This window comes from Pedococcus soli (assembly GCF_054782575.1).
The window spans coordinates 585,082-608,856 of record NZ_BAAGSF010000001.1; the positions used below are offsets into that span (position 1 = coordinate 585,082).

At 72.6% G+C, this 23,775-nt stretch carries 22 protein-coding genes; 8 read left to right on the forward strand and 14 right to left on the reverse strand.

The features are described from left to right. On the reverse strand, window positions 1–1,173 hold the full coding sequence (locus ACYVKF_RS02600) for an alpha/beta fold hydrolase (RefSeq protein WP_460964639.1): 1,173 nt from the start codon (window positions 1,171–1,173) through the stop codon (window positions 1–3). Then, window positions 1,170–2,354, reverse strand: coding sequence for an alanine racemase (alr, locus tag ACYVKF_RS02605; protein ID WP_056918563.1), 1,185 nt, complete (start codon window positions 2,352–2,354; stop codon window positions 1,170–1,172). Before alr ends, ACYVKF_RS02600 begins: the two co-directional genes overlap by 4 nt. A gap of 128 nt (window positions 2,355–2,482) precedes the next feature. Here alr and ACYVKF_RS02610 point away from each other — a divergent pair, with 128 nt between their 5' ends. Further along, complete coding sequence (locus ACYVKF_RS02610) at window positions 2,483–3,715, forward strand: MFS transporter (RefSeq protein WP_460964641.1); 1,233 nt, start codon at window positions 2,483–2,485, stop codon at window positions 3,713–3,715. A gap of 59 nt (window positions 3,716–3,774) precedes the next feature. On the opposite strand, the gene ACYVKF_RS02615 is transcribed toward ACYVKF_RS02610, so the two are convergent. From ACYVKF_RS02615 to glmS, 3 genes are read right to left on the reverse strand one after another with little or no spacing between them, the layout of a single operon-like run. After that, window positions 3,775–5,232, reverse strand: a complete 1,458-nt coding sequence (locus ACYVKF_RS02615) for a bifunctional ADP-dependent NAD(P)H-hydrate dehydratase/NAD(P)H-hydrate epimerase (protein WP_460964644.1) — start codon at window positions 5,230–5,232, stop codon at window positions 3,775–3,777. Between the two features lies 1 nt (window position 5,233). Continuing rightward, window positions 5,234–5,584, reverse strand: coding sequence for a holo-ACP synthase (locus tag ACYVKF_RS02620; RefSeq protein ID WP_056916613.1), 351 nt, complete (start codon window positions 5,582–5,584; stop codon window positions 5,234–5,236). 13 nt (window positions 5,585–5,597) lie between these two features. Further along, entirely contained in the window at window positions 5,598–7,457 is a 1,860-nt protein-coding gene (glmS, locus tag ACYVKF_RS02625) for a glutamine--fructose-6-phosphate transaminase (isomerizing) (RefSeq protein ID WP_056917426.1), read from the reverse strand. 102 nt (window positions 7,458–7,559) lie between these two features. Here glmS and coaA point away from each other — a divergent pair, with 102 nt between their 5' ends. Both coaA and ACYVKF_RS02635 read left to right on the forward strand, forming a co-directional pair. Continuing rightward, window positions 7,560–8,531 (forward strand): type I pantothenate kinase, encoded by a 972-nt coding sequence (coaA, locus tag ACYVKF_RS02630; protein ID WP_460964647.1) that lies wholly within the window; start codon window positions 7,560–7,562, stop codon window positions 8,529–8,531. Between the two features lie 17 nt (window positions 8,532–8,548). After that, window positions 8,549–10,003 carry a class II fumarate hydratase gene (locus ACYVKF_RS02635; protein WP_460964649.1) on the forward strand — a complete coding sequence of 485 codons (1,455 nt, stop codon included), beginning with the start codon at window positions 8,549–8,551 and terminating at the stop codon, window positions 10,001–10,003. A 70-nt stretch (window positions 10,004–10,073) separates the two neighbouring features. Here ACYVKF_RS02635 and ACYVKF_RS02640 read toward each other — a convergent pair whose 3' ends face one another. The 3 genes from ACYVKF_RS02640 to ACYVKF_RS02650 all read right to left on the reverse strand — a co-directional run bounded on the left by ACYVKF_RS02640 (window position 10,074) and on the right by ACYVKF_RS02650 (window position 13,710). Continuing rightward, window positions 10,074–10,823, reverse strand: a complete 750-nt coding sequence (locus ACYVKF_RS02640; RefSeq protein WP_157598367.1) for an aggregation-promoting factor C-terminal-like domain-containing protein — start codon at window positions 10,821–10,823, stop codon at window positions 10,074–10,076. Between the two features lie 388 nt (window positions 10,824–11,211). Continuing rightward, the gene (locus ACYVKF_RS02645) at window positions 11,212–12,447 is read right to left on the reverse strand and encodes a PhoH family protein (protein ID WP_235529131.1); all 1,236 of its coding nucleotides are present in this window, start codon (window positions 12,445–12,447) and stop codon (window positions 11,212–11,214) included. Between the two features lie 501 nt (window positions 12,448–12,948). Continuing rightward, on the reverse strand, window positions 12,949–13,710 hold the full coding sequence (locus ACYVKF_RS02650) for an isoprenyl transferase (RefSeq protein ID WP_056916611.1): 762 nt from the start codon (window positions 13,708–13,710) through the stop codon (window positions 12,949–12,951). 91 nt (window positions 13,711–13,801) lie between these two features. On the opposite strand from ACYVKF_RS02650, the gene ACYVKF_RS02655 reads away from it, so the two are divergent. Both ACYVKF_RS02655 and trhA read left to right on the forward strand, forming a co-directional pair. Beyond that, complete coding sequence (locus tag ACYVKF_RS02655; RefSeq protein WP_460964652.1) at window positions 13,802–14,629, forward strand: thioesterase family protein; 828 nt, start codon at window positions 13,802–13,804, stop codon at window positions 14,627–14,629. A 33-nt stretch (window positions 14,630–14,662) separates the two neighbouring features. Next, window positions 14,663–15,361, forward strand: coding sequence for a PAQR family membrane homeostasis protein TrhA (gene trhA / locus ACYVKF_RS02660; protein WP_056916610.1), 699 nt, complete (start codon window positions 14,663–14,665; stop codon window positions 15,359–15,361). A 19-nt stretch (window positions 15,362–15,380) separates the two neighbouring features. On the opposite strand, the gene ACYVKF_RS02665 is transcribed toward trhA, so the two are convergent. Both ACYVKF_RS02665 and mca read right to left on the reverse strand, forming a co-directional pair. Continuing rightward, the gene (locus ACYVKF_RS02665; protein ID WP_460964654.1) at window positions 15,381–15,674 is read right to left on the reverse strand and encodes a hypothetical protein; all 294 of its coding nucleotides are present in this window, start codon (window positions 15,672–15,674) and stop codon (window positions 15,381–15,383) included. Beyond that, window positions 15,671–16,609, reverse strand: coding sequence for a mycothiol conjugate amidase Mca (gene mca, locus ACYVKF_RS02670; protein WP_056917421.1), 939 nt, complete (start codon window positions 16,607–16,609; stop codon window positions 15,671–15,673). Before mca ends, ACYVKF_RS02665 begins: the two co-directional genes overlap by 4 nt. 94 nt (window positions 16,610–16,703) lie before the next feature. On the opposite strand from mca, the gene ACYVKF_RS02675 reads away from it, so the two are divergent. Beyond that, window positions 16,704–17,081, forward strand: coding sequence for a DUF4307 domain-containing protein (locus ACYVKF_RS02675; RefSeq protein WP_460964657.1), 378 nt, complete (start codon window positions 16,704–16,706; stop codon window positions 17,079–17,081). A gap of 210 nt (window positions 17,082–17,291) precedes the next feature. Next, window positions 17,292–17,786, forward strand: coding sequence for a transcription elongation factor GreA (gene greA, locus ACYVKF_RS02680; protein WP_056916607.1), 495 nt, complete (start codon window positions 17,292–17,294; stop codon window positions 17,784–17,786). Window positions 17,787–17,869: 83 nt separating this feature from the next. On the opposite strand, the gene ilvA is transcribed toward greA, so the two are convergent. Beyond that, window positions 17,870–19,093, reverse strand: a complete 1,224-nt coding sequence (ilvA, locus tag ACYVKF_RS02685; RefSeq protein ID WP_056916606.1) for a threonine ammonia-lyase — start codon at window positions 19,091–19,093, stop codon at window positions 17,870–17,872. Between the two features lie 192 nt (window positions 19,094–19,285). Here ilvA and ACYVKF_RS02690 point away from each other — a divergent pair, with 192 nt between their 5' ends. Beyond that, on the forward strand, window positions 19,286–20,659 hold the full coding sequence (locus tag ACYVKF_RS02690) for a ferredoxin reductase family protein (RefSeq protein WP_460964659.1): 1,374 nt from the start codon (window positions 19,286–19,288) through the stop codon (window positions 20,657–20,659). 90 nt (window positions 20,660–20,749) lie between these two features. Here the strand turns inward: ACYVKF_RS02690 and ACYVKF_RS02695 are convergent, their stop codons facing one another. From ACYVKF_RS02695 to ACYVKF_RS02705, 3 genes are read right to left on the reverse strand one after another with little or no spacing between them, the layout of a single operon-like run. Then, window positions 20,750–22,066 (reverse strand): glutamate mutase L, encoded by a 1,317-nt coding sequence (locus tag ACYVKF_RS02695; RefSeq protein ID WP_460964661.1) that lies wholly within the window; start codon window positions 22,064–22,066, stop codon window positions 20,750–20,752. A gap of 13 nt (window positions 22,067–22,079) precedes the next feature. Beyond that, window positions 22,080–23,276, reverse strand: coding sequence for a cystathionine gamma-synthase (locus ACYVKF_RS02700; protein ID WP_056918557.1), 1,197 nt, complete (start codon window positions 23,274–23,276; stop codon window positions 22,080–22,082). A gap of 31 nt (window positions 23,277–23,307) precedes the next feature. Further along, window positions 23,308–23,775 (reverse strand): MOSC domain-containing protein, encoded by a 468-nt coding sequence (locus ACYVKF_RS02705; RefSeq protein ID WP_056916602.1) that lies wholly within the window; start codon window positions 23,773–23,775, stop codon window positions 23,308–23,310.

A 23,775-nucleotide genomic window follows, 5' to 3' on the forward strand; every position in this document is an offset into this window, starting at 1 on the left:
TCAGCCACGCCGACCCCCGCGCCGAGCCTTCGCGACCCGGCGTCGCTTCGACAGGTCGGTGACGGTGCGGCGGACCCGCGGCTTGCGCCCGACGTCGACGTTCTCGGCCGAGGCACGCATCCCGCGCTCCACGAGCTCGAGGAGCTGCTCGTTCAGCACCTCCGGGTGCTCCAGCATGATGATGTGGCCGGCGTCCTCGACGACGACGTGCTCGGCCCCGGGGACCAGCCGCACGATGGCCTCCGAGTGGTCTGGTGGCGTGAGCAGGTCCTGCATCCCGTTGACCACCAACGTCTCGATGCCGTGGAAGTGCGACAGCGCGGCCTGCTTGTCGTGCACGTTGATCGTGGGCAGGAAGTCGGCCATGACCGACAGCGGCGTACCCATGATCATGTCGCCGGTGTAGCGGATCGTGTGCTGGGCCACCGGCGACGCGAAGCTGTAGTGGTCGACGATGAGGTCCTCGACGTCCCTGCCGACCCGACGGGCGGTGTTGACCAGCTTCTGCTGGGTGCCGACCCTGGCGAGGAACCGCGGCCCCAGACGCCCGAGCAGCCGCCCCACGAACTGGCCGAACCCCAGCGTCACCATGTTCTGGCCGCCGGCGCTCGTCGCGACGAACGCCGCGGCGATGACGCGCTGCCGCACCGTCTCGGGGAACTGGTCGGCCATCGACATCACCGTCATGCCACCCATGGAGTGGCCCACGAGGACGAGCGGCCCCTCGGGGGCTGCCTCCTCGATGACCCGGTGCAGGTCGCGGCCGAGCTGCTCGATCGTGCACGAGTCACCCTCGGCGACCTCGGACCGGCCGTGGCTGCGCTGGTCCCACAGCACGACGCGGTATCCGGCTCGCTGCAAGGCCTTTCGCTGCAGCACCCAGCTCCGCAGGCTCAGGGTGTAGCCGTGGCTCAGGACGACGGTGGGGTGCTTGGGGTCGGCCGCGTCGGCGGCCGGCTCGTCGACCTCCACGTGGAGGGGCACCCCGTCGTCGGCGACGACCGCGAGCTCGTGGTCGGGCATGTGGGCGTAGACGCCGTCGGGCGCGAGGACCGACAGCCGGGCCGTGCGCTCACGGTTGACCCGGCCGGCGGCGACTCCGGCAGCCGTGGCCACACCGGCAGCGGCGAGCCCGACCCCGAGGCCGATGAGTCCGCGGTTGGGGGGCGTCACGCCTCCACCTCTCCCAGGTGGACCCGTGGCACGCGGGCGCCGACCCGGGTCACGATCTCGTAGTTGATGGTGTCGACCGCGACCGCCCAGTCCTGAGCGGTCGGCTCGCCCGCCTCGCCCACACCGAACAGCACCACCTCGTCACCGGCGACGGCGTGGCTGTCGGGACCCAGGTCGAGGACGAACTGGTCCATGCAGACCCGCCCCGCCACGGCATACCGGCGTCCACCGACCTGCACCGGTCCCACGCTGGAGGCGTGCCGCGGCACGCCGTCGGAGTAGCCCATCGGGACCAGGCCGAGCCTGGTCCGCTCCGTCGTGGTGTAGACGTGGCCGTACGAGACGCCCTGTCCTGCAGGCGATTCCTTGACGCTCGACAGGTGTGACAGCAACCTCATGGCCTCACGCAGACCGAAGTCCCGGGGCGAACCGAGGTCGGGGACGGGCGACAGTCCGTACACCGCGACACCCGGGCGGACGAGGTCGTAGTGCGCGGACGGGTTCGTGAGCGTCGCCGCCGAGTTGGCGAGGTGGCGCACCGAGGGTCGTATGCCGCTGCGAGCCGCCTGCTCGACGATGCCCTCGAACCGCTCCTGCTGGGCGCGCACGGTCGGGTGCTGCGGCGCGTCGGCATAGGCGAAGTGGGAGAAGATCCCCACCACGTCGAGCACGCCCTCGGACCCGAGGGCGGCGGTGCGCTCGAGGATGGCCGCGAGATCGGCGTCCCAGGCGCCGTTGCGGCCCAACCCGGTGTCGACCTTGAGGTGGATGCGTGCGGTCGTACCGGTGGCTCGGGCAGCCTCGACGGCCTGGTCGAGCGCCCACGTGGTGGAGATGCCGAGCTGGACGTCCTGCTCGAGGGCGGGCACGAAGTCCTGCCCCGGAACGTGCAGCCACGACAGCAGCGGGGCGGTCACGCCGGCCCGGCGCAGCTCGAGGGCCTCCGGGAGCTGGGCCACCCCGAGCCACGTGGCGCCACCGCGCAGGGCCGCCCGGGCGCTAGGGACCAGGCCGTGGCCGTAGGCGTCGGCCTTGACCACGGCCATGAGCTCGGCGGTCGGGGCGTGCCCGCGCAGGGCCGCGACGTTGGCGCTGATGGCGCCGAGGTCGACCTGCGCGCACGCGGGAAACCCCGGCGGGGCCGGGGCAGGAGGGGTGCTGGACGCCGTGTCGGTGGTCATCGCGCACCAGTCTTTCACGGCCTTCCTCGACCTTCTCGTCCGACGCGGCACCCTCCACCGAACGACCCAGGGCGACCGCCAGTCGGGCACCCCGGCGACCGGGGTCCCGCGTCCGTGATGCTGGTGGGATGAGCAGCCGGTCCGTGCCGTCGGGCTCCCCCGACCGGAGGGCCCGCCGGGCCCGCTGGGCCACGGCGGCGATGTTCGCGACGAACGGTGCCGTCTTCGCCAACGTCGTCCCCCGCTACCCCGACATCGTCGCCCGCCTCCACCTCGACGAGGCCGCCTTCGGCACCGCGGTGGCGGGGTACGGCCTCGGGGCCGTCCTCGCGGGCCTGGTGGCCGCGGCCCTGGTGAACCGGTTCGGGTCCGCGCGGGTCGCGGTCGGGGGCACCCTGGCCGTCGCCGCCAACCTCGTGCTCGTCGGCGCCGCCCCGTCCTGGCTCCTCCTGGCCCTCGCGCTGGCGCTGGCCGGGGCCCTGGACTCCGTCACAGACATCGCCGAGAACGCCCAGGGCCTGCGGGTCGAGCGCCACTACGGACGCTCGATCCTCAACTCGATGCACGCCACGTGGAGCATCGGCGCCGTGGTCGGTGGGGCCATGGGCAGCGCCGCCGCAGGGTTGGGGGTGCCGCTCGTGCCGCACCTCGCCGTGGCCGCCGCGACCGCCATCGCGCTGGCCCTGCTCGTCCGCACCCGGCTGCTGCCCGGGCCCGACCCCGACCCCTCCCCGACGGCCGCTGCCGTGGCCCACGACGAGGCCGCGCCGAGCCGCCGTCGCCGCCGCTGGGGACTGCTGGGCAGGCTGCTCGCGCTCGCCGTCGTGGGCTCGATGGCCCAGGGCATCGAGGACCTCACCTCGACGTGGAGCGCGCTCTACCTGCGCGAGGACCTCGGAGCTGCGGCCGTGGTCGGCGGCCTGGGGTTCGTGGCCCTCCAGGGACTGCAGACCGTCGGCCGGCTGGTCGGCGACCGTGCGGTCACCGCCTGGGGCGACCGCTCGGTGGCGCGGGGCGGAGCAGCACTCGCGGCTGCGGCGATGGGGCTGGCGCTGGTCGTGGGGTCCCCGCTGCTGACCATCGCCGCCTTCGGCGTGGTCGGCCTGGGGATCGGCACCCTCATCCCGGCCTCCCTGCGCGCGGCCGACGACATCCCCGGCCTCACGCGCGGGCTCGGCCTGTCGATCATCGGGATGGGCTTCCGGATCACCCTGCTCGCCTCACCGCTGGCGATGGGGGTCCTGGCGCAGCGGCAGGGGCTAGGCGCCGTCATCGCCGTGGTGCCACTCGCCGCCGTCGTCGTGCTCCTGCTGGCGGGCGCGCTACCCGGTCGAGTGCGATCCGGGCGAGCCGGCCCCTGAGGCCCACCCCACCCTCGACGAGGTCCGGGACCCGGCCCACGGGGGCGTCGAACGTCCCCTCAGCGGGTGAGCAGGTGCGCCACGGTCCCGGGTATGGCGTGCGCCACGGCCAGCGCGCGCACCGGACCGCCCGGGTTGGCCCGGTCGGCGGCAACACCGTGGACCAGCGCCCCGAGCGACCCGGCGTCCACCGGAGAGAGCCCGGCGGCCAGCAGTGCCCCGCACACCCCCGCGAGCACGTCACCGGCTCCGGCCGTCGCCAGCCAGGGCGGCGCGTCGTCCTGCGAACGGACGGGGCCCTCCGGCGGGACGACGAGGGTGGTGGCGCCCTTGAGCAGCACCGTGGCACCAGTCAGCCGAGCCGCTCGACGGGCGTGCGCGAGGGGTGCTGCCTGCACCTGCTCACGGGTCACCTCGGCGGCGTCGGCACCCTCGAGCCGGCTCAGGAGCCGGGCCAGCTCACCGGCATGGGGCGTCAGCAGGGTGGGGGCGTCGCGGCGGTCGTGGACGAGGTCGAGGCCGCCCGCGTCGACGAGGACGGGGAGGTCGGACGCGAGCGCCGCCCGCGCGACGTCGAGCTGGGCCTTGCTCCCGGCCGCCCGTGAGGCCGTGTCGAGGCCGGGGCCCACCACCCAGGCCTGGACCCGGCCGTCACCGATGACCGCCTCGGGCACCGCCGCCCGCACCAGCGTGGTGGGCGCTGCGGTGCCGACGTAGCGGAGCATGCCCAGGCCCGCGCCGACGGCCGCGGTGCAGCACAGCACAGGTGCCCCGGTGTAGTCCTCACCACCGGCCACCACCCCGAGGACACCACGGGAGTACTTGTCGTCGCTGGCGTGCGGCACGGGCCAGAACCGGGCCACGTCGGCGAAGTCGAGTCGCTCGACCTCGGGGGCGCCGTCGAGCTCGATCCCGATGTCGACGATGGTGAGGCGTCCGACGGAGGCCTGGGTGGCCGGGAGCACGTGCACGGGCTTGGCCACCCCGAAGGTCACCGTCTCGTCGGCGAAGACCCCTCCGTCCGCGACGGCCTCCCCCGCGGGGTCCTGGCCCGAGGGCAGGTCGACGGCGACGACATAGGCGTCGGGCGGCAGCGCATCGACCCAGGCGACGGCCTCGTCGGGCAGGCCGGGGCGACCACCGATGCCGAGGATCCCGTCGACGACGAGGTCGGCCCCGGCCAGGGCGGAGGACCAGTCCTCGTCGGGACCCAGGACGCGCACTCCCGCCGCCGCCCAGGAGGCGGTGTCACCGATCGCCAGGGGCCACGAACCCTGCAGCGCAAGGCAGTCCGCACCGTCGTCAGCGAGGTGGGACGCGGCATACAGGGCGTCGGCGCCGTTGTTGCCCGGGCCGGCGAGGACGACGACCCGGTTGCCCCCACCGTCCCGGAGGCGGGCCCGGCAGACTTCGGCCAGCCCCCACGCGGCCCGAGCCATGAGCTCACCGTCGTCGAGGGTGGCCATCAGGGCGGCCTCGGCCGAGCGGACCGCCTCGGCGGAGTACGCGCGGAGCACCTCAGCCCTCCGCGATGACGACGGCGGACGCGATGCCGGCGTCGTGCGAGAGGGAGACGTGCCAGGCGTGGACGCCGAGCGCCTCCGCCCGCGCCTCCACGGTGCCGGTGATCTGCAGGTGCGGACGACCGTCCTCACCCCGGCGGACGGTGGCGTCCTGCCAGTTCAGGCCGACGGGGGCGCCCAGCGCCTTGGCCAGCGCCTCCTTGGCCGCGAACCGCGCCGCCAGGGAGTTGAGCGGCAGGGACCGCTCCTCGTCGGTGAACAGCCGGTCGAGCAGGCCGGGGGTGCGCTCCAGGGTCTGCCCGAAGCGCTCGACGTCCACGACGTCGATCCCGACCCCGACGATCATCGGCTGTGCGCGATCACTCGACCGTGACGCTCTTCGCGAGGTTGCGCGGCTGGTCGACGTCGAGGCCCTTGGCCGTGGACAGGTGCAGCGCGAAGACCTGCAGCGGGACGACGGTCAGCAGCGGCGCGAGCAGCGGCGACGTGGCGGGCACGCGGATCACCTCGTCGGCGAACGGCAGCACGTCCTCGTCGCCGTCCTCGGCGACGACGATCGTGCGGGCGCCCCGGGCCCGGATCTCCTGGATGTTGGAGACGACCTTCTTGTGAAGCTCGTGCGGCGTGCCGGGGCCGGGCACCACGATGAACACCGGCTGGCCGGCGTCGATGAGGGCGATCGGTCCGTGCTTGAGCTCGCCGGCGGCGAAGCCCTCGGCGTGGATGTAGGCGAGCTCCTTGAGCTTGAGCGCACCCTCCATGGCCACGGGGTAGCCGACGTTGCGGCCGAGGAACAGCACCGAGCGGGTGTCGGCCATGAACCGGGCGATCTCCTTGACGCGGTCCATCCGGCCGAGCAGCTCCTCGAGCTTGGCCGGGATCTCGTGCAGCTCCTTCATGACCGACTGGGCGTCGTCGGCGAACGTGCCGCCGCGCAGCTGGGCGAGGTAGAGGCCGAGCACGTAGCAGGCGGTGATCTGCGCGAGGAAGGCCTTGGTCGAGGCGACCGCGATCTCGGGACCGGCGTGCGTGTAGAGGATCGCGTCGGACTCGCGCGGGATGGTCGACCCGTGGGTGTTGCAGATGCTCAGGGTCATGGCGCCCAGCTCGCGGGCGTGCTTCACGGCCATGAGGGTGTCCATCGTCTCGCCGGACTGGCTGATCGAGACGACGAGCGTCCGCTCGCTGGCGATCGGGTCGCTGTAGCGGAACTCGTGGGCCAGCGACACCTCGACGGGGATGCGGGTCCAGTGCTCGATGGCGTACTTGGCGACCATGCCGGCGTAGGCGGCGGTGCCGCAGGCGACGATGATGATGCGGTCGACGTCCTTGAGCTGGTCCTCGGTGATCGACATGTCGTCGAGCACGAGCCGGCCGTCGGAGTCGGTGCGGCCCAGGAGCGTGTCGCCCACGGCGTGGGGCTGCTCGTGGATCTCCTTCTCCATGAACGTCGCGTAGCCGCCCTTCTCGGCGGCGGCCGCGTCCCAGGTCACCTCGTAGGGCTTGCCCTCGGCGGGCGTGCCGTCGAAGTTGATGACCTCGTAGGCGTCGGGGGTGATCGTGACGATCTGGTCCTGGCCGAGCTCGAGCGCGTGGCGGGTGTGGCCGATGAACGCGGCCACGTCGGAGCCGAGGAAGTTCTCGCCCTCGCCGAGGCCGACGACCAGCGGGCTGTTGCGGCGCGCGCCGACGACGACGCCGGGGCTGTCGGCGTGGACCGCGAGCAGGGTGAACGCGCCCTCGAGGGTGTTGACGACGGCCTTCATCGCCTCGGTGAGGTCACCGGTCTCGGCATACGCCCGGGCGACGAGGTGCGCGGCGACCTCGGTGTCGGTCTCGCTCTCGAAGGTCACGCCCTCGGCGAGCAGGCCCTTCTTGAGGGAGTGGAAGTTCTCGATGATGCCGTTGTGGATGAGGGCGAGCTTGCCGTCGTCGCCACCGCGGTGCGGGTGGGCGTTCTGGTCGGTCGGGCCGCCGTGGGTCGCCCAGCGGGTATGGCCGATGCCGGTCGTCGACCCGGGCAGGTCGTCGGCCGCGAGGGCGTCCTTGAGGTTGACGAGCTTGCCGGCCCGCTTCTCGCTCGACACCCCGTCGCTCGTGACCAGCGCCACGCCCGCGGAGTCGTACCCGCGGTACTCGAGGCGGGCCAGGCCCTCCATGACGACGTCCAAGGCCTTGCCGTCGGCGTTCGGACCGACGTATCCCACGATTCCACACATGCGGTGCAGCCTAACGGCCCGACCGCCGACCGACGGCATCAGCGGGGCACCACCGCGCCGGTGACCCCGGCTGCGCACGGGCGGCGTGGTCGGTGGGCGACAATGGCGCCCGTGACGCATCCCGCCACGGGCCAGGCCGCCCTCCCGTCGCCCTACGTCGAGCTCGACCGAGCCGCGTGGGCGAGGCTCCGCGAGAACCACCCCCTCAACCTCGACGCCGGCGACGTCGCGCGGCTGCAGGGTCTCGGCGAGCGGATCGACCTCGCGGAGGTCGAGGACGTCTACCTGCCGCTCTCGCGGCTGCTCAACTTCTACGTCGGCGCCACCGCGGGACTGCACCGGATCACCAGCGACTTCCTCGGCGAGCGCCCCGCGAAGGCCCCGTTCGTCATCGGGGTGGCCGGGTCGGTCGCCGTCGGCAAGTCCACGACGGCCCGCCTGCTCAAGGAGCTGCTGTCCCGCTGGCCGGGCACCCCCCGGGTCGAGCTGATCACGACGGACGGCTTCCTCTTCCCCAACGCCGAGCTCGAACGTCGCAACCTGTTGCAGCGCAAGGGCTTTCCCGAGTCCTACGACCGACGGGCGCTGCTGCGGTTCGTCGCCGAGGTCAAGGCGGGTAAGGCCGAGGTGGTGGCCCCCGTGTACTCGCACCTGACCTACGACATCGTCCCGGGCGAGCAGGTGGTCGTGCACCAGCCCGACGTCCTCATCGTCGAGGGGCTCAACGTCCTCCAGGCGCCGCGCCTGCAGGCGGACGGCCGCACGGGGATGGCGGTCAGCGACTTCTTCGACTTCTCCGTCTACGTGGACGCCCACCTCGAGGACATCCGGCACTGGTACGTCGAGCGCTTCCTGCGCCTGCGCGAGACCGCCTTCGCCGACCCCGACTCCTACTTCCACCGGTATGCCGCGCTCACCGACGATCAGGCCCGCGAGCGCGCCGCGCAGATCTGGGCCGACATCAACGAGGTCAACCTGCGCGAGAACGTCCTGCCCACCCGCAGCCGAGCGACCCTGGTCCTCTCCAAGGGCAAGGACCACAGCGTCCGCCGGATCCGCCTCCGCAAGCTCTGACGCGCACAATGACAGGTATGGAGCCTGCTTCCGACCCGACCCCGACCACCTCCGACCTCGTGGCGGCAGCGCCTGCCGCGCCCCCGGCCACGCGCACCGAGCACGACTCGATGGGCGACGTCGAGGTGCCGGTCGACGCCCTCTGGGGCGCCCAGACCGCCCGGGCGGTCGAGAACTTCCCGATCTCGGGCCAGCCGGTGCCGCCGGGGGTCGTGCACGCCCTGGCGCTCCTCAAGGGCGCGGCGGCCCGGGTGAACGCCGACCTCGGGGTCGTCGACCGCGGGCTCGCCGACGCCATCGCCGAGGCCGCCGACACGGTCGCCGACGGGCAGCACGACGACCAGTTCCCCGTGGACGTCTTCCAGACCGGGTCGGGCACGTCGACCAACATGAACGTCAACGAGGTGCTGGCCCGGCTCGCCCACCTTGCCACCGGCGCGTCCGTCCACCCGAACGACCACGTCAACGCCGGCCAGTCCAGCAACGACACCTTCCCGAGCGCGCTGCGGATCGCCGCCACCCTGGCCGTGCACCACGAGCTCGCCCCGGCCCTGCTCCACCTCGCCCGCGCCCTGCGGGCCAAGGAGGAGGAGTTCGCCGACGTGGTCAAGGCCGGGCGCACCCACCTGATGGACGCCGTGCCGGTGACGCTGGGGCAGGAGTTCGGCGGCTACGCCCGCCAGGTGGAGCTGGGCGCCGAGCGGGTCGTCGCCGCGGCCCGGGCGACGGCAGAGCTGCCCCTGGGTGGCACGGCTGCCGGCACGGGCCTCAACGCCGCCCCCGGGTTCGCTGCGGCGGTCATCGGGCAGGTCAGCGAGCGCACCGGGGTCGACTTCCGGGAGGCTGCCGACCACTTCGAGGCGCAGTCGGCCCAGGACGCCGTCGTCGAGCTGAGCGGCGCGCTCAAGGTCGTCGCCGTCGGCCTCACCAAGATCTGCAACGACCTGCGCTGGATGTCGTCGGGCCCCCGCAGCGGTCTCGGGGAGATCCACCTTCCCGACCTGCAGCCCGGTTCGAGCATCATGCCCGGCAAGGTCAACCCGGTGATCCCCGAGGCGACCCTGATGGCCTGCGCCCGGGTCATCGGCAACGACACCACCATCACGGTCGCCGGCGCCTCGGGGGCGTTCGAGCTCAACGTCATGCTGCCCGTCATGGCGCAGGCCGTCCTCGAGTCCACGACCCTGCTGTCCGCGACCGCACGCCTGCTCGCCGACCGTTGCGTGGACGGCATCGAGGCCGACCGCGAGCGGGCCCGCGAGCTGGCCGAGGGCTCCCCGTCGATCGTCACCCCGCTCAACCGGTTCATCGGCTACGAGGCGGCGGCGGCCGTGGCGAAGCAGTCGATCACGCAGCGGCGCCCGATCCGCGAGGTGGTCCTCGAGCGCGGGCACGTCGAGCGGGGCGAGCTCACCGAGGCCCAGCTGGACGAGGCCCTCGACGTGCTCGCGATGACCCGCCCGCCTCGCTAGCTCTTCCGCGCCATACGCAGGACGCCGCCCCGGTGACCGGGGCGGCGTTCCATGCTGGTGGGTGCTGGGCTCAGTACCAGTGCGGGGAGCGGCTCTGCCACGCGCCCCAGGCGGCGCACGGGGTGCCGTAGGAGGACTTGACGTACTGCAGGCCCCACTTGATCTGGGTGACCGGGTTGCTGCGCCAGTCGGAGGCGATCGTGCCCATCTTCGAGCCGGGCAGCGACTGCGGGATGCCGTAGGCGCCGGACGAGGAGTTCTCGGCCTTGAAGTTCCAGCCGCTCTCGCCGTGCCAGAGGTTGTCCAGACAGCTCCACTGGCTCTCGTCGAAGCCGTAGTCGCCGAGCAGCGCCCGGGCCGCGGAACGCGGGTCCGCCTGAGCGTTCTCGATCAGCGCCTGCTTCTTCGCCTCGAGGGCCTTGCGGGCCTTGTCGCGGGCGGCCTTGTCAGCGGCCTCGCGGCGAGCCTGGGCGGCTGCCTTCTCGGCGGCGACGGCCTTCTGGCGGTCCTTCTCCTGCACCGCGGCGAAGCTCGCGTTGGTGTCGTTGCGGTCGGTCGCGAGGCGCGCGGTGTCCTCGATCTGCGCGTCGGCGAGCTCGTTCGCCTGCGCGATCGCCTCGGTGCTCACGGTGAAGGCCGCAGTGCCGGTCTGGCGCTGGTCGGTGGCCTGGTAGCCCGCGGCCGTGGTCGCGACGACGGCCAGCAGCAGGCTGGAGGTCACGGCCGGGCGGCGCAGGGATCGGGTGAGCCCCGAGGAGCGAGAGGGCTTCCTGCCGGGGGTCGCCGCATGGCGGTGACGACCCTGGTAGGGCTGGCTCATACAGGTTCCTCCAAGGAAAAGGCCACCGTGTGGGTGGCCTCGTTGGTGCCGGGGGGATGCGCCGGACCCTGCCTTCACACCAGCGCGTTATGAAACCGAGACCTTACCTGAGTACCCACTCTCTCCCGAAATCGCCGGTGCCCGAATCCGCGTCCTGAGTGACGTCTGTGACGGGTGGGGCGCCAGAATGGCCCGTTCGTCCGAGTCGCACCCCGGTCTGGGCGTGAGGCAGCGCACGATCCGGTATGGCGCGCAGCCGGCGGGCCACGCGCCCCCCACCGTGATCCGGCTCGGGTCGCGACGGCGACGCCCGGCCCCCACCACCGTCACGGTGACCGGTGGTGGGGGCCGGGCGCGGGTGCCTGGGGCGATGCCCCGGGCCGTGGGCTCAGACCTCGAGACCCTCGAGCAGGTCGGTCACGAGCGCGGCGATGGGGCTGCGCTCGCTGCGGGTGAGCGTGACGTGGGCGAACAACGGGTGCCCCTTGAGCGCCTCGATCACCGCGGCGACACCGTCGTGGCGGCCGACCCGCAGGTTGTCGCGCTGGGCGACGTCGTGGGTGAGGACGACACGGGAGTTCTGGCCGATGCGTGAGAGCACCGTGAGCAGCACGTTGCGCTCCAGGCTCTGCGCCTCGTCGACGATGACGAACGCGTCGTGCAGCGAGCGCCCGCGGATGTGGGTGAGGGGCAGGACCTCGAGCATCCCCCGGTCCATGATCTCCTCGACCACCTCGTGCGACACGAGTGCGCCGAGGGTGTCGAACACGGCCTGCCCCCAGGGCCCCATCTTCTCCTGCTCGCTGCCGGGCAGGTAGCCGAGCTCCTGGCCGCCGACGGCGTAGAGCGGGCGGAAGACGACGACCTTGCGCTGCTGTCGGCGCTCCATCACCGCCTCGATCCCAGCGCACAGGGCGAGGGCCGACTTGCCGGTGCCGGCCCGGCCACCGAGCGACAGGATGCCCACGTCGGGGTCGAGCAGGAGGTCGAGCGCGATCCGCTGCTCGGCGCTGCGGCCGTGCAGACCGAACGCGTCCCGGTCACCGCGGACGAGGCGCACCTGCTTGTCGGCCCCGACCCGCCCCAGACCGCTTCCCCGCGGCGAGAGGAGGACGAGCCCGGTGTGGCAGGGCATCTCGGCGGCTGCGGCGTTCTCGATCCGGCCGTGCTCGTAGAGCGCGTCCATCTCCTCGACCGTCACGTCGAGCTCGGCCATGCCGGTCCAGCCGGAGTCGACGGCGAGCTCGGCCTGGTACTCCTCGGCCGCCATACCCACCGCGGAGGCCTTGACCCGCATCGGCAGGTCCTTGCTCACGACGGTGACGTCGAAGCCCTCGTTGGAGAGGTTCTTGGCCACCGCCAGGATGCGGGTGTCGTTGTCGCCGAGGCGGAAGCCAGCGGGCAGGGAGCTCGGGTCGGTGTGGTTGAGCTCGACCCGCAGCGTGCCCCCGTGGTCACCGACGGGCACGGGCGCGTCGAGACGTCCTTCGCGGACGCGCATGTCGTCGAGCAGCCGCAGGGCCTGCCGGGCGAAGTACCCGAGCTCCGGGTGGTGCCGCTTGGCCTCGAGCTCGGTGACGACCACGACGGGCAGGACGACCTCGTGCTCCTTGAACCGCAGCATCGCCTTCGGGTCGGAGAGGAGGACCGAGGTGTCGAGCACGAAGGTCCGGAAGGCCGGCGTTCGACCCTTGCTCCGGCGCTTCGGTGCGGGAGCGACGCGCGGTGCGGCCGAGGTGGCGGTCGCAGCGCTGGCCGAGGTGGTTGCGGAGCTGGTCGAGGTGCGACGGGTGGTGTCGTGGTTCGAGGCCAATGTCTCTCCTTGGCACAGCGCGCGTTTCGGCGCGGTGCGCCTACTCGCGAACGAGGTGCCGGGACCAGGCCAACCCACCACGGTGGGGCCGGTTCCGACCCTCCGCCCGGAGCTGGATCTGCTCCATAGGTTGGCCTCCCCGAACGCGGAACGGGTGCTCCGCGTCACTGCCGACGGTACGACTCACCCGACCCCGGGGAAGGAAGGCTCGCGGCGTGTCACGCAGAGTTAACCCGTTGGTCGGAGGACGTCCTCCGACGTTGTGCCGACACCCTCGCCGCACCCCCTGAGCGGGTATGGCGCGCCGCCGGCTCAGCCGCCGAAGCGCCGGTTCCGCTCGGAGTACGCGCGCAGGGCACGGAGGAAGTCGACGTGCCGGAAGTCGGGCCAGTAGGCCTCGCAGAAGTAGAACTCGCTGTGCGCGCTCTGCCACAGCAGGAACCCGGACAGCCGCTGCTCCCCCGACGTGCGGATCACCAGGTCCGGGTCTGGCTGGCCCTTGGTGTAGAGGTGCTCGGCGATGTGCTCGACCTGCAGCGTCTCGGCGAGCTCCTCGATGGTCGTGCCGCTCGCCGCGTGGGACGTGAGCATCGAGCGCACGGCGTCGGTGATCTCCTGCCGCCCGCCGTAACCGACGGCGACGTTGACCGTCATGCCGTCGACGTCCTCGGTCAGGTCGGCGCTCTCCTTGAGCCGCCGGGCCGTCTCGGCCGGCAGCAGGTCCAGCGAGCCCACCGGGTTGAGCCGCCAGCGCCTGGTCTCGGCAAGGTCGGAGACGGTGTTCTCGATGATCGACAGCAGCGGGACCACCTCGGCGGCGGGACGGCTGAGGTTGTCGGTCGACAGCAGCCAGAGCGTCACGACCTCGACGCGTGCCTCCTCGCACCAGTCGAGGAAGTTCGCGATGTTGTCTGCCCCGGCCTGGTGGCCCTCCTTGGTCCCGTGCCCGCGGGCCTTGGCCCAGCGCCGGTTGCCGTCGAGCATGACCCCGACGTGGCGCGGGAGCGACTCACGCTGCAGGCGACGGCTCAGTCGTCGCTCGTACGCGGCGTACAGGAGGTCGGACAACGCCACGGTCACTCCTTCGCAGGCTCGCAGGACGGACGTCCGTGCACCGCACCACGCTACCCCTGTCCCCGGGGGCGGGTGGGGCAGGATGCCTGCCATGTCCCCGCCGTCCGACGACCGCTCCGCCGACTCCTTCTACTCCCTGGACGACAGCGGCCCGGGGAGCAGCACGGTGACCTCCAGCCGCCACACGGCGGGGCCGTGGTCGCCGGACGCCCAGCACGGTGGACCGCCGATGGCGCTGATGGCCCGCGAGGCCGGGCGGCTGGCCGGCGAGGATCGGGTCGTGTCCCGCGTGACCTGCGACCTGCTCGGCCCGGTGCCGGTCGGGCGCCTGCGGGCCAGCGCCGAGGTGGTGCGACCCGGCCGCTCGGTGGAGCTCGTCGAGGTGCGCCTCACCGACCTGGCCGGCGACCGGGACGTCGCCCGCGCCGCCCTGTGGCTGGTCCCGAGGTCCGAGGACGGGCCCCGGGTGGGCCTGCCGGCGACGCCTCCCGGGCCCGCCGCGGGCCACGAGCACCCGGTGCCGCCGGGCTGGCACCGGGGCTACCTCGACGCCGTCGAGTGGCGCTGGGTCGAGGGGGCGCTCGGCGAGGCCGGGCCGGCGACGGTGTGGATGCGCCCGAGGATGGGGCTGCTGCCCGGCGAGGAGCTGTCAGCGCTGCAGCGGATGCTCGTCTGCGTGGACTCGGGCTCCGGCGTGAGCGCCGCGCTGGACATCACCCGGTGGCAGTTCATGAACACCGAGCTGACCGCCCACGTCGTCCGCGAGGCGTCGGGTCCGTGGATCGGGATGCGTGCCGCGACCACCATCGCCGGGGGCGCCGCGGGGCTCGCCCGGGCCGAGGTCTTCGACGAGCACGGCTTCGTCGGACAAAGCACGCAAAGCCTCCTGGTGAGGCCGACGCCACAACCTACGACTTAGTAACCTACGCGACCGTAGGTTACGATGGGGTGCATGACAACGGCACCCGCCCCCCGCTCCGAGCAGGGACCTGTCGAGTCGGTCGTCGCTGCGGTCAAGCCGCACCTGCGCGGCTGGCTGCACGCCGGCATGGTCCCCCTGGCGGTCGCCGCCGGGATCGTGCTCATCGCCCTGGCGCCGACGACCTCCGGCCGGGTCGCCGCCGTGGTCTTCTCGATCTCCGCGTGGCTGCTCTTCGGCACTTCTGCCGTCTACCACCGCGGCAACTGGTCACCCCGCGTGGCCGGTGTGCTGAAGCGGATGGACCACTCCAACATCTTCCTCATCATCGCGGGCACCTACACGCCCTTCGCCCTGATCCTGCCTCCGGCGCAGGCGAAGACGATGTTGCTCATCGTGTGGATCGGCGCCGTCGCAGGCGTGCTGTTCCGGGTGTTCTGGGTCGGCGCCCCGCGCTGGCTCTACACACCGGTGTACGTCGCCCTGGGCTGGGTGGCCGTGTTCTACCTCGGCCCGTTGCTGCACTTCGGCGGCCCGGCGATCGTGACCCTCATCGCCGTCGGCGGCCTGCTCTACACGGCGGGCGCGCTCGTCTACGGCATCAAGCGGCCGAACCCCTCACCGCGCTGGTTCGGGTTCCACGAGATCTTCCACGCGCTGACGGTGGCCGCCTTCGCGGTCCACTACATCGCCGCGTCGATGACCGTCTACGGCATGCACGCCTCGGCCTGACGGCCGGCTGCGCGCTCGCCTACTGCTGCGGCTCGGCGGACGGGGACTCCCCGGACGCCGGGCCGTTCGCACGACCGGCGTCACCCTCGGCCCCCTGGCCGCCCTCGGTCGGGGTCGAGCCCGTGCCCTTGCGCTCCCGGTCTGCGGCGCGCTCCTGCTCGGCCTCGCGGGCCAGCTCCTCGGAGCGGTAGGACATCCGGCGCATCCGGGCGTTCATGTTGCGCATGAGCAGGTAGAGCGCCAACCCCAGCAGGAAGAACGCGAAGAAGCCCCAGAGGCCGGGTGACACCAGCGAGGACGGGGCGCCGTTCACAGCGTCGACTCCTTGCGTCCGTCGTACACGAACTCGAGGCCGGACTGGGTCGCGAGCGCGTCACCGGCCGCGGCGTCGGGGATGCCGGCGAACAGGTCGTCCTCACCCTCGGCGATCGGCAGGTACGACAGGGCTGCCTCGTACTCCTCCGTCGGCCACACCTTCGCCTGCACGTCGCGCGGCACCTTGAACCAGGCGCCGTCCGGGTCGATCTGCGTCGCGTGGGCGAGCAGGGCCTGGTCGCGCTGGTCGAAGTGGTCGGAGCAGTGGATCCGCGTGGTGACCACCCGCTCGGGCCGGTCCTCCCAGCGCTCGAGCCACTCGGCATACGGGCTCTCCTCGCCCAGGGCGGTGAGGGCCTCGTGGAAGGCGATGATGCGCGCCTTGGAGAAGCCCTGGTTGTAGTAGAGCTTCAGCGGCTGCCACGGCTCGCCCGCGTGCGGGTATGCCGTGGGGTCGCCGGCGGCGAGGAAGGCCGCCATGGAGACGGTGTGGGTCATGATGTGGTCCGGGTGGGGGTAGCCACCGTTCTCGTCGTACGTCGTGACGACGTGCGGGCGGAACCGGCGGATCTCGCGCACGAGCGCCTCGGTGGTGACCTCGAGGGGCTCGAGGGCGAAGCAGCCGTCCGGCAGCGGCGGCAGCGGGTCTCCCTCGGGCAGCCCGGAGTCGACGAACCCGAGCCACGTGTGCTGGACCCCGAGGATCTCCTGCGCCCGCTTCATCTCGTCGCGCCGGACCTGGGCGAGGTCGCGCAGGATGTGGGCGTCGTCCTTGAGGTTGGGGTTGAGCACGTCGCCGCGCTCGCCACCCGTGCACGAGACGACGAGGACGTCGGCGCCCTGCGCCACGTACTTCGCCATCGTCGCCGCACCCTTGCTCGACTCGTCGTCGGGGTGCGCGTGCACCGCCATGAGCCGCAACCGGTCAGCCACCTGCACAACCTCACTCGTCCATCGAAGACAATGGGACCGCGGGTCGGTCGACTCCGCGTCCGTCGGACATCCTCTCACCCGTGGAAGGCCCACCATGCCGCTCCCCCGCCCAGCCCCCGGCACCGGACGCTGGTGGGTGGTCGGCATCGTCGGCTGCACCATCGGGGTCGCCCTCGCCACGTGGTGGGGCTTGGCGAGCAGCCTGGGCCAGGTGACCTACACGGACACGGGCTACAAGGTGCTCGACAACCGCAGCGTGCGGGTGGAGTTCGACGTGCACCGTCCGGACGGCCAGGCCGTCACCTGCCGCCTCAAGGCTCTCGACACGACGTTCGGCGTGGTCGGGGTCCTCGACGTCGACGTCCCCGCGTCGTCGGAGCGCTCGGTCCACCGTGTGGCCGTCGTCCGCACCGCCTCGATGGCCGTCACCGGGGTCGTCGACCGCTGCGACCCCGCGGGCCACGGCCGCTGACCTGCGGGATCGCCGTCTCACGGTGTCCACGACGGGCCTGCGACCGCCGTCGTGAATGGACCGGCTTGCCGCGCGCGGGGTACCCTTGTCCTTTCACCGAAGCGGTCTGGGCCTGACCACGTGAACGTGTGCGGCCCGGACCTTTCTGCGTATCACCCCTCCCTGACGACGCGACCGCGTCACGTCGGGGACCCGATCAAGGAGTACACCGTGAGCGAGACCGCGACCCCCACCGCGAGCTACCTGACCCAGGAGGCCTTCGACCGTCTGAAGGCCGAGCTGGACCAGCTCTCCGGCGAAGGCCGTACGGAGATCGCCAAGAAGATCGAGGCGGCCCGCGACGAGGGCGACCTCAAGGAGAACGGCGGCTACCACGCGGCGAAGGAGGAGCAGGGCAAGATGGAGGCCCGCATCCGCCAGCTGACCCAGCTGCTCGACAACGCGACCGTGGGCACCAAGCCCGCCGACGACGGCGTCGTCGAGCCCGGCATGGTCGTGACCGTGGAGATGTTCGGCGACGACATCACCTTCCTGCTCGGCTCGCGCGAGATCGCCGAGGGCACCGACCTCGAGGTCTACAGCGAGAAGTCGCCGCTCGGCGCCGCCATCAACGGCAAGCAGATCGGCGAGAAGGCGACCTACCAGGCGCCCAACGGCAAGAAGATCGAGGTCACCATCAAGGCCGCCAAGCCCCACGTGCCCTGATCCCCAGCTGCACACAGCGAAGGGCCGCACCCGGTGGGTGCGGCCCTTCGTCGTCCGGGTCGGCCGGGTCCCCGGCCCCCGCGTCAGCCGAACTTCAGCTGGTAGCCCTTGCCCCGCAACGTGCGCAGCACCTCTTCGCAGTGCTGCTGGCCGCGGGTCTCGAGCTGCAGGCCGATCTCGACCTCGTCGACCGTGATCGTGGTGCCGGTCCGGATGTGCTCGACCTCGAGGACGTTCGCGTCGACCGCGGCGCAGTCGGCGAGCAGCCTCGCGAGGTGACCGGGCCGGTCGGAGACCCGCACCCGGAACTGGAGGTAGCGGCCGGCCGCGGCCATGCCGTGCCGGATGATCCGCAGCAGCAGGATCGGGTCGATGTTGCCGCCCGACAGGACCGCCACCACCGGGCCGTCGACGTGCTGGCCCGCACGCGACAGCAGGTGGGCGACCGCAGCCGCTCCGGCGGGCTCGACGACGAGCTTGGCGCGCTCGAGCACGAACAGCAGGGCCCGCGACAGCTCCTCCTCGGTCACCGTCTCCATGCCGTCGACGAGCTCGCGCACCAGCGCGTAGGGCACGTCCCCGGGCATGCCGACGGCGATGCCGTCGGCCATCGTCTGCATGTTCTCGAACGCCACCGGCTTCCCCGCGGCCAACGACAACGGGTAGGCCGCGGCCTGCTCCGCCTGGACCCCGATGATCCGCACGTCGGGGCGGGCTGCCTTCACCGCCACCGAGATCCCGGCGAGCAGTCCCCCGCCCCCGGTGCTGACGACGATCGTCTTCACGTCGGGGCACTGGTCGAGGATCTCCAGCCCCGCCGTGCCCTGCCCTGCGACGATGTCGTGGTGGTCGAACGGGTGGATGAGGACCGCACCGGTCTCGGCCTCCCACTCACGGGCCTTGAGGAGGCACTCGTCGATGGTCGTCCCCACCTGCTCGATGGTCGCCCCGTAGGCGCGCGTCGCGATGAGCTTCGGCATGGGGGCGCCGTGCGGCATGTAGACCTTGACGTCGATGCCGAGCAGCTGGCCGGCCAGGGCCACGCCCTGGGCGTGGTTCCCGGCGCTGGCGGCCACGACACCGCGGGCCTTCTCCTCGTCGCTGAGCCGGGCCATCCGGGTGTAGGCACCCCGGATCTTGAAGGACCCGGCACGTTGGAGGTTCTCGCACTTGAGGAAGACCTCGGAGCCGACCCGCTCGGACAGCGCCCGGCTGTACTCGAGGGGCGTGGGGCGGACGACTCCGCTGAGCAGGTCCTGCGCAGCGCGGACGTCGTCGAGGGTGACGGACAGCAACGGTGATGCCATGGGCGCAGGCTATCGCCCGCCGGGGCCGTCCCCGGACGGCCATGGCCGGGTCTCATCGGCCGCGGCGGCGCGGTCCGGTGCGGCGACTGGGGGCGGTGGCTTGAGGTCTGCTTAGGGTCCTCTTGAGGACGCTCGGCGCCGGCCGGTCCTACAGTCCAGTCGTCGTCTCCCCCCCACGACCAAGGAGCCCTCGTGGCCTTCTCGATCCGGGGTGGCCGACGTCCGGGTACCTGGAGGGGTGGCGCCACTCGACGCCGGCTTGCCCCCACGCTCTGGCTGCTCGTCATCGCCGCTGCGCTGGCCGTCCCGTGGTGGATCCTGCTGACCGTCCAGCAGGCGGAGGAGCAGGGGTCCTGGCGGGTGCTGTCGCTCGCGACCGCGCTGGCCGCGACCTCCCTGCTGGCTGCGGCGTTCGTCCTGCCCTCGCGGCTGCGCGCGCTCACCTCGCACCTGGGTGTGGAGCGGCTGCTGCGGCAGCACCGGGCCCTGGCGTTGGTCGCCGTCGCCCTCGTCGCCGCGCACGTGGTGTTCGTCCTCGCGCACTCCGACGAGGGCCTGGGCGTGTTCGACCTCCGCACCGCACCGCCCCGGGTGTGGGCGGCGAGCGTGGCCACGATCGCCCTGCTCGCCATGGTGGGGCTGGCGATCAGCCGCCGCTCGCGCAGCCCGCGCTACGAGGGGTGGCGCCTCGTGCACGTCCTGCTCGCCAACACGGTCGTGCTCGCCACGACCCTGCACGTCGTGTGGCTGCAGGACCTCACCCGCCACGACCTCGGCCGGATCTGGTTCGAGGGGCTGGGCACGTTGATGCTCGCCGTCATCGTCTACCGGTGGGTCTGGCGACCGATGCGGGCCAGGCGGAACGCTTACGTCGTGGACCAGGTCGTCGACGGACCCGGGGCGACCTCGGTCGTCCTGCACGCGTCGGGCCACACGGGGGTGCCGTTCCGGCCGGGCCAGTTCGCCTGGCTCAAGATCGGCGCTTCCCCGTTCGTGTTCGAGGAGCACCCCTTCACCATCGCCTCCGCGGCCACCGAGCCGTGGCGCAAGGAGTTCGCGATCAAGCCGCTCGGCGACTTCACCGAGATCCTCGCCGGCCTGCGTCCCGGCCGTCGCGTCTACCTCGACGGACCCCACGGCTCCTTCACCCTCGACGGCCTGCGCTCCTCGGCCTTCGTCTTCATCGCCGGCGGGGTCGCGGTCACCCCGATGCTCAGCATGCTCCGGACGCTCGCCGATCGCGGCGACCGGCGCAGGGCCGTGCTCATCGTGGCCGGGCGGACGGCGGACGACCTGCTGCACCGGGCCGACCACGAGCACCTCGATGCGCGGCTGGACCTGCACGTCGTCGAGATCCTCGAGGAGCCACCGCAGGACTGGCGCGGCGAGGTCGGGTGGCTCACCGAGGCGGTGCTGCACGCGGCCATCCCGCAGCAGCGCGTGCCAGGCAGGGTCGACTTCTTCATCTGCGGGCCGGCGCCCATGGTGGCCGCGACGGTCCGCATCCTCGACGACCTCGGCGTCGCCTCACGTCGCGTCCACACCGAGCTCTTCGACGTGGTGTGACGTCCCCCGACAGGATCGGGGCGATCGGCTCCCCCTGCGCCGGTCGCCCCGATCCGCTCTCCACGCGGGACGAGGCCCGTGGCAGGTCGGTCAGGTCGGCGTGACGACGGTGCGCGCGAGCGCCTTCGCGGCCTCCGGGTGGTCACCGCGCAGCAGCCCCACGGCGAACAACAGGTATGCCGCGTCCGTCACCACCGCGGCCTCCCGCGGCACCTTCCAGCCCCCGGCATGGTCGGCCGTGACGGCCCCCAGGACCTCGGCCCGACCCTCGTCGTCGGCATGGCGCAGGACACCGCCCGACCCGACGACGACGCCCACGTCGGCCAGCGGCCGTGGGCTGGCACCCGGGCCCGAGGGCCGCGCGTGCCGACGCACGGCGACCACGGCGGCCGCCCGGGCCAGGGCCAGGTCGAGCGCACGCTCGGTGTCGTCGACCGGAAGGTGCGACGGGTCGGCCGCGACCATCGCGGCATACGCCTCGAGGCCGTCGCCGAGCGGCAGGTGCTCTCGCGTGGCCGCCTCGACGATGCCCACGGCGTTCCAGCGCATGCCGAGGTCGGCCTCGACCGTGCGCGACTGCCACAGGGGTGCCACGACGTCCTTGGCCAGTCCCGCGTCCTCGCCCTGCGGGCGCAGCGCGGAGTAGACGTCCGTCGTGGCGCCACCGACGTCGACGACCATCACGTCGCCGTCGAGCTGTTCCGCGAGCACCTCCACCCCGTCGAGGACGGCGTCGGGAGTGGGCGCCTGCACCATCTGGGCGAACTCCGGTCCGCGCGACAGGCCCTTGCCCCCGATCACGTGCTCGAGGAAGGCCGCCCGGATGGCGGCACGCGCCGACTCGGGGGCGATGACGCCGATGGAGGGGAGCACGTTGTCGGCGAGGGTGAAGCGGCGTCCGGTCGACGACAGGACCTCGGCGACCTCACCTTGCGCGTCCCGGTTGCCCGCCACGACCACGGGCGCTCCCAGGCGGGCACGCGCCATACGGGAGGCGTTGTGCACCAACACCTCTGCGTTGCCGCCGTCGGTGCCCCCGACGAGCAGGACCAGGTCGGGACGCGACGCCCGCAGCTCGGCGAGGTCGGGGCCGGACAGGGGCCCGGCGGCGAGGTGCGCCACCCGCGCCCCCGCGCTGAGGCCGACCCGGTACCCAGCCTGCGCGGTCACCTCGCGCTCGTACCCCACGACCGCGAGGCGCAGGCCTCCCCCGGCGCTCGAGCAGGCGAGGACCTCGTCGACCTCGCCGTGGACGGAGAGCTCGTGACGCAGCAGGCGGTAGCCGTCGAGGACGTCGGTGCCGATGGTCGTCGGCGTGGCAGCGGTGGCGACGACCTCGCCGGAGGAGTCGACGAGCGCGGCCTTGGTGAACGTCGAGCCGAAGTCGACGCAGAGGAGCCGCGCCACGGTCGCCGGTCGCTCAGCCGAGGCGGTCGAGGGCCTGCTTGAGGTCCTCGATGAGGTCCTCGACGTCCTCGATGCCGGTGGACAGGCGGATGAGGTCGGCCGGCACCTCGAGCTCGGTGCCGCGCACCGAGCTGTGGGTCATCCGGGCCGGGTGCTCGATGAGGGACTCGACGCCTCCGAGGGACTCGCCCAACGTCCAGACCTGCGTCTCGCCGCAGACCTTGACCGCGACGTCCTCGCCACCGCGCACCTGGAACGAGATCATCCCGCCGAACCGCTTCATCTGGCGGGCCGCGACCTCGTGGCCCGGGTGGCTCTCGAGACCGGGGTAGTGCACGGCGCTCACGGCGGGGTGGCCGAGCAGGAACTCGACGACGCGCTCGGCGTTGTCGCTGTGGCGCTCCATGCGCAGGGCCAACGTCTTCAGACCGCGGAGCACGAGCCACGCGTCGAACGGGCCGGCCACCGCACCCAGCGAGTTCTGGTGGAACGCAACGCGATCCACGGCGTCCTCGTACCCGGGGACGGTGATCCCGCGGCCGACGACGACCGCACCACCGACGACGTCGGAGTGGCCGCCGCAGTACTTCGTCGTCGAGTGCGTGACGATGTCGGCACCCAGCGACAGCGGCTGCTGGAGGTAGGGCGAGGCGAAGGTGTTGTCGACGACCAGCAGCGCCCCGGCCTCGTGCGCGACGTCCGCGAGCGCGGCGATGTCGGCGATGCCGAGCAGCGGGTTCGTGGGGGTCTCGACCCAGACGATCTTCGTCTGCCCGGGTCGGATCGCGGCCCGGACCGCCTCGACGTCACCCATGGGCGCGATCGTGTGCTCGACGCCCCACGGGACGAGGACCTTGTTGAACAGGCGGTACGTGCCGCCGTACGCGTCGCTGGGGACGACGACGTGGTCCCCGGGGGTGAGCAGGGCACGCAGGACGGTGTCCTGACCGGCCAGCCCCGAGGCGAACGCGAAGCCGCGCTCGCCACCCTCGAGGGCGGCGAAGCACTCCTCGAGCGCGGTGCGGGTGGGGTTCGCCGAGCGGCTGTACTCGTAGCCGCCGCGGAAGCCGCCGATGCCGTCCTGCTTGTAGGTCGACACCTGGTAGATGGGGGTGATCACCGCACCGGTGCCGGCGTCCGGCTCCTGGCCCGCGTGGATCGCGCGGGTGGAGAAACCGCCCGCGTCCTTGCCGTGCTGCTGCTCGCTCATGGCGGCAAGGCTAACGGCTCGGTCGCCACGCTCAGCCGTCGGTGTCGAGGACCTCCACCGCGTCCCCCAACCGGATGGTGCCCGACTCGAGGATGCGGAATACCGCCCCTCCCCGGGCGTGCAGCGCGCGCATCGCGCCGGGCCCGATGTGGTCGTCCATGAGGCGGCATGGCGCGGCGAGGCGCACCACCTCCAGGAGGGTGTCACCGACCCGCACCCGGGTGCCCGGCCTCGTGGGGACCGGGCCGACGGAGATGGTGACGTTCCGCCGCGTCGAGCCCGCCGGCACCGGCGCCCCGAGGTCGGCAGCGGCCGCGTCGAGGTCGGGCTGCGCCTGCACGGTGACGTGCCGGTGGCGCGTGCCGTGGTAGCGGTCACCGACCAGCCCCCTGCCCGCCTCGGCCTCGACCTGCTGGACGGGCTTGGTCGGCAGACGGGTGCCCGGGGCGAGGTGGATCGCCGTCACCACGGCCGGGGCGGAGGGGGTCTCGGCGGTCAT

What these genes read in the sequence shown, in the direction of transcription:
- ACYVKF_RS02635 (WP_460964649.1), top strand. Translation starts at nt 8,549, where the DNA reads ATGGAGCCTGCTTCCGACCCGACCCCGACCACCTCCGACCTCGTGGCG.
- ilvA (WP_056916606.1), bottom strand. Translation starts at nt 19,093, where the DNA reads ATGGCATCACCGTTGCTGTCCGTCACCCTCGACGACGTCCGCGCTGCG.
- ACYVKF_RS02705 (WP_056916602.1), bottom strand. Translation starts at nt 23,775, where the DNA reads ATGACCGCCGAGACCCCCTCCGCCCCGGCCGTGGTGACGGCGATCCAC.
- glmS (WP_056917426.1), bottom strand. Translation starts at nt 7,457, where the DNA reads ATGTGTGGAATCGTGGGATACGTCGGTCCGAACGCCGACGGCAAGGCC.
- ACYVKF_RS02610 (WP_460964641.1), top strand. Translation starts at nt 2,483, where the DNA reads ATGAGCAGCCGGTCCGTGCCGTCGGGCTCCCCCGACCGGAGGGCCCGC.
- ACYVKF_RS02655 (WP_460964652.1), top strand. Translation starts at nt 13,802, where the DNA reads ATGTCCCCGCCGTCCGACGACCGCTCCGCCGACTCCTTCTACTCCCTG.
- alr (WP_056918563.1), bottom strand. Translation starts at nt 2,354, where the DNA reads ATGACCACCGACACGGCGTCCAGCACCCCTCCTGCCCCGGCCCCGCCG.
- trhA (WP_056916610.1), top strand. Translation starts at nt 14,663, where the DNA reads ATGACAACGGCACCCGCCCCCCGCTCCGAGCAGGGACCTGTCGAGTCG.
- ACYVKF_RS02700 (WP_056918557.1), bottom strand. Translation starts at nt 23,276, where the DNA reads ATGAGCGAGCAGCAGCACGGCAAGGACGCGGGCGGTTTCTCCACCCGC.
- ACYVKF_RS02620 (WP_056916613.1), bottom strand. Translation starts at nt 5,584, where the DNA reads ATGATCGTCGGGGTCGGGATCGACGTCGTGGACGTCGAGCGCTTCGGG.
- ACYVKF_RS02640 (WP_157598367.1), bottom strand. Translation starts at nt 10,823, where the DNA reads ATGAGCCAGCCCTACCAGGGTCGTCACCGCCATGCGGCGACCCCCGGC.
- ACYVKF_RS02645 (WP_235529131.1), bottom strand. Translation starts at nt 12,447, where the DNA reads ATGCTGCGGTTCAAGGAGCACGAGGTCGTCCTGCCCGTCGTGGTCGTC.
- coaA (WP_460964647.1), top strand. Translation starts at nt 7,560, where the DNA reads ATGGCGCCCGTGACGCATCCCGCCACGGGCCAGGCCGCCCTCCCGTCG.
- ACYVKF_RS02675 (WP_460964657.1), top strand. Translation starts at nt 16,704, where the DNA reads ATGCCGCTCCCCCGCCCAGCCCCCGGCACCGGACGCTGGTGGGTGGTC.